Source organism: Cryobacterium sp. MLB-32, from assembly GCF_000738085.1.
Classification (GTDB): domain Bacteria; phylum Actinomycetota; class Actinomycetes; order Actinomycetales; family Microbacteriaceae; genus Cryobacterium.
This window is the reverse complement of the sequence record NZ_JPRS01000132.1, coordinates 1-4,014: the sequence shown is the minus strand read 5'-3', so window position 1 is coordinate 4,014 and position 4,014 is coordinate 1. Positions and strand designations below refer to the sequence as shown.

Below are 4,014 nucleotides of genomic sequence, written 5' to 3'. Positions count from 1 at the left end.
TCCCAGCAGAACCGGGTCATGGTCGGAGGAACGGAACGCGTCGGCCTCGTAGAAGTTCGTCACGTTGTTGTTGAAGCGGCTGTACTCAAGCGCGACCGATTCAACCGAGTTGATGTTCCAGACGTCGACATCGTTGACCGTGGCATCCGCTTCGGGAGAAGCGAACACGTGGTCGAGCGAGCCGACCGTGCCACCGTAGGCGTAGGTGTACTCGCCGCTCTTGGCCTCCTGGTTGATGAAGCCGGCGTCGGTGATCACCTTGATCGGGTCCTCTTGGTCGTAGGCGTTGAAGTCACCCGTGAGGAATACCCGGTCGATGCCCGTGCTGGTCTTGAGCCCGTTGGCGAAGTCCACGAGGGCCGTGGCCTGATTCACCCGAGAGGCGTTCGAGGCACCCTGACCGTCGTTCATGTCGGCGTCGACGCCGGTGCCTGAACCCTTCGACTTGAAGTGGTTCACGATGGCAAGGAAGGTGCTGCCGCTGTCGCCGACCAGCTGGAAGGCCTGGGCGAGTGGCTGGCGTGCGTTGCTGAAGGCCGCGGAACCGGTGAGGATCTTCGACCCTCCCACGGTTTCGACCGTTCCGACCTTGTAGATGAAGGCGGTGCGGATGACGTCTTCGGTCGCGGGAAGATCCGTCGGGGAGGCTACATAGGCCCACACGGTGCTGCCGGCCGCGGCGTTGAGCGCCTTGACCAGGTTGGAGAGGGCGTCGTCGCGAACCTTGCCGAATGCGGCGGAGTTCTCGATCTCTTCGAGCGACACGACGTCGGCATCGAGCGCGTCGATGGCCGCGACGATCTTGGCCTGCTGGCGTTCGAAGTTGACGGTGTTGGCGGCGCCGCGGGCGTCGCATCCACTGCGTACGGTGATCGGGTTTCCGGCCCGGTCGTTGTAGTAGGAGCATCCGGGGATCGAATCTCCGACGGTGGAGAAGTAGTTCAGTACGTTGAAGCTCGCGAGGCGAACATCGCCACCCACGTCCCGGGGAGCCGCGGTGCGGGTATTGGAGAACGTGGCCGGCTGAACAGTCTCGGCATTTGCCGCCGTGAGCGCCTGAGTGGGCTGGAACTTCCAGGTGGTGTTGCGGTAGTCGAGGATCACCGGGGTGGTGAAGGTCACGGCGGCACCGATGCGCAGCGGGTCGGCCGCGGTGAGGTACGGAACCGGTGTTCCCTGGTTGCTGCTCGAGAGGTAGTTCGTGCTCGCACCATCATCGAGGGTGACGGCACGTGCCGCGTTGTCGGCGATCGCCGCCGTGTACTCGGCCGATCCGGGACGGGAAGTCACGGTGGGGTTGACCAGTGGCGTCGTGCCGGCAGCGAGGCCGATCTCGGCGTACTGGTTGGTTGTGTAGTTGGTCGTCACGGTGAAGTCGCCCTGCGGCGCAATCACCATGCCCTCGAGCGACTCGCGCTGGGCATCCGTGCCGGGAAGCGAGACGGTGGCCGGAGTCGGGCTGACGATGCCGGTCGCATCGAGCGGGGCGATGTTGCCGAGCGCCGTCACGTTCAGTTCGGTCAGGCCGTAGTACTCGGTGATGTTTCCGGTCACCGACAGGTAGTCGCCCACAGCAACGGATGCGGCGAGGCTGCCCGTGTACACGAACAGGCCGTCAGACGCGGTGTGCGTACCCAGGTCGATCATGCCGCCCGTGCCGGCGGTCTGCAGGTAGAACCCGCTGAAGCCGCCGGTCGGGTACGCGGCCGTGACGATTCCCTCGGTCTTCACCGTGGCACCGACGAAGGGGCTCGTATCCGTCGTGCCCTGGATCGCGCTGATCGGCGTCACATCGGTCGGCGCGGGAGTGTCGGTCGGAGCAGGGGTGTCCGTGGGCGCCGGAGTGTCGGTGGGGGCCGGGGTGTCGGTCGGCGCCGGTTCAACCGGTGCGGCGGTCTCGCCGGCCGTGTTGGTGGGGGTCGGGGCGGCGGTTGTGAAGTCGGCCGCGTTGACGTCGGTGTCCGCAAAGCCCGTGCGGTTGACCGAGGTCGTGACGGATGCCGAGGTGGACGCCGTGCCCTCATACGTATTGGAGGTGCCATAACCGAGCAGATCGATGATCGCCGGGTTGCCGACGATCGAGCCGACGGGCGGTGCGGTCAGTGTTGCGGCCTGGTTGGCGAAGAAGATGGTTCCCGATCCGCCGGCGAAGGACGTGCCGAAGGACGCGTCGGGGGTCGGAAGCGCTGCACCATTGGCGGCGTTCGAGCTGCCCTGAACCAGGTAGTAGCCGCCGGCTTTGATCGTGCCCGACAGGGCGATCGTTCCTGTGGGGTTCGAGGAACCGCCCGAGGACCGGTACTGAATGGATGTGCCGTCCAGCGACGCATCGGAAGACGTGGGGTTGTAGAGCTCCACGAACTTGTTGAGGTACGTGGCTCCGGCGCTGCCCCCCTGAAGGTAGGCCTCATTGATGATCACGCCGGTGCCGTCGGTGCTGGCCGCGGCGGGCAGGGCAACCAGTGGAGCGGCCACCAGGCTGACCCCCAGGACTGCCGCGGAAACGAGCGTCGAGACGCTCCTGGACGGATGTTTCATTGGATCCCCTATGAGTTTGCAAAGCCACAACTGGTGTTTTGCACACTATCCAGCGGAGGTGTCGATTAGGTTAACTCGACAAACTTTGCTCACATGAGCGCCTGATCAGAAAGTGAATCCTGCTCAGGTTGGGGCCTACGAGCCAGTGACCGCCTTGACCATGCGGGTATTGCCGAGGGTATTCGGCTTGACGCGTGCGAGGTCGAGAAACTCCGCGACGCCCTCATCGTGGGAACGCACGAGTTCCGCATAGACGGCCGGATCCACCGTCTCTGTGCCCATATCGACGAACCCGTTCCGGCTGAAAAACGGCACCTCGAATGTTAGGCAGAACAGTCGGCTGAGGCCGAGTTCTCTGGCGTCAATTTCGAGGCGTTCGAGCAGCGCGTGACCCACTCCCCGTCCGAGCCAGCCGCCATCCACGGCAAGAGTACGCACCTCCCCGAGGTCCTCCCAGATCACGTGAACGGCACCGCAGCCGACCAGGTTGCCGGCAGAATCCTCGGCCACGCGAAACTCCTGCACCGCCTCATAGAACACGACGAGATCTTTGCCGAGCAGGATGCGCTGCTGCACCAGGGGCTCGACGAGCGTCTGGATGCCGGGCACGTCGCTCGTGCGGGCACGACGCACGGTGTACTCAGGTTTGCTCACAGGGTCGGGCCTCTCTCGTTGCTGGTTCAGGAAGAAAACTCCAGTCTAGGGATTGTGCCGCGTCGTTCCGCCCTCGTCCGCCGCGCGCGGCCACAATCCCCCGAATTCGCCATGGACAGGCCGCCGAGCAGCGGCAGGCAGGCGGCGGGACGACGAAAGGCCCGGCAGAATGTCTGCCGGGCCTTTCGTCGTGCTGGTGGTTCCGAGTGCTAGTCGCTCGTGATAGCCAGGTCGGGCGTAGCCGGACCCGTGCCCACGCTTGCCGAGGTGTTCACGCCCACGCCCACAGCCTCTGCGCGAGACGTGGTCACGAAGACGAACTTGCCGTCGACGAAGTCGACGTGAACGTGGTCGCCCGCGTTGAGCTCGCCCTGCAGGATCTTCTCCGACAGACGATCCTCAACCTCGCGCTGGATGGCCCGACGCAACGGACGCGCTCCGAGTGTCGGGTCGAAGCCCACCTCGATCAGGTGTTCCTTGGCCGCGATCGTGAGTTCAACCGTCATGTCGCGGTCGAGCAGGCGAACGCCCAGTCGCTTGATGAAGAGGTCGACGATCTGAAGCAGCTCGGGCTTCGTCAGCTGCGGGAAGACGATGACCTCGTCGACGCGGTTGAGGAACTCGGGCTTGAAGTGCTTCTTCAGCTCGTCTTTCACCTTGCCGGCCATGCGCTCGTACCCGGTGGTCGAGTCGCCCTCAAGCTGGAAACCGACGGGGCCACCCGAGATGTCCTTGGTGCCGAGGTTGGTCGTCATGATGATGACCGTGTTCTTGAAGTCGACGACGCGACCCTGGCCATCCGTCAATCGGCCCTCTTCCAGA

General features: G+C 64.5%; 3 protein-coding genes. All 3 read right to left on the bottom strand.

The window, feature by feature from the left end:
- Positions 1 to 2,538: ExeM/NucH family extracellular endonuclease (locus JF66_RS12940; protein WP_035878795.1), on the bottom strand; the 2,538-nt coding region annotated here is incomplete at its 3' end.
- Between the two features lie 135 nt (positions 2,539 to 2,673).
- Positions 2,674 to 3,192 carry an amino-acid N-acetyltransferase gene (locus JF66_RS12935; protein ID WP_035878791.1) on the bottom strand — a complete coding sequence of 173 codons (519 nt, stop codon included), beginning with the start codon at positions 3,190 to 3,192 and terminating at the stop codon, positions 2,674 to 2,676.
- Between the two features lie 209 nt (positions 3,193 to 3,401).
- Positions 3,402 to 4,014, bottom strand: a 613-nt coding sequence (locus JF66_RS12930) for an AAA family ATPase (protein ID WP_035878786.1), incomplete at its 5' end; no start/stop codon positions are given.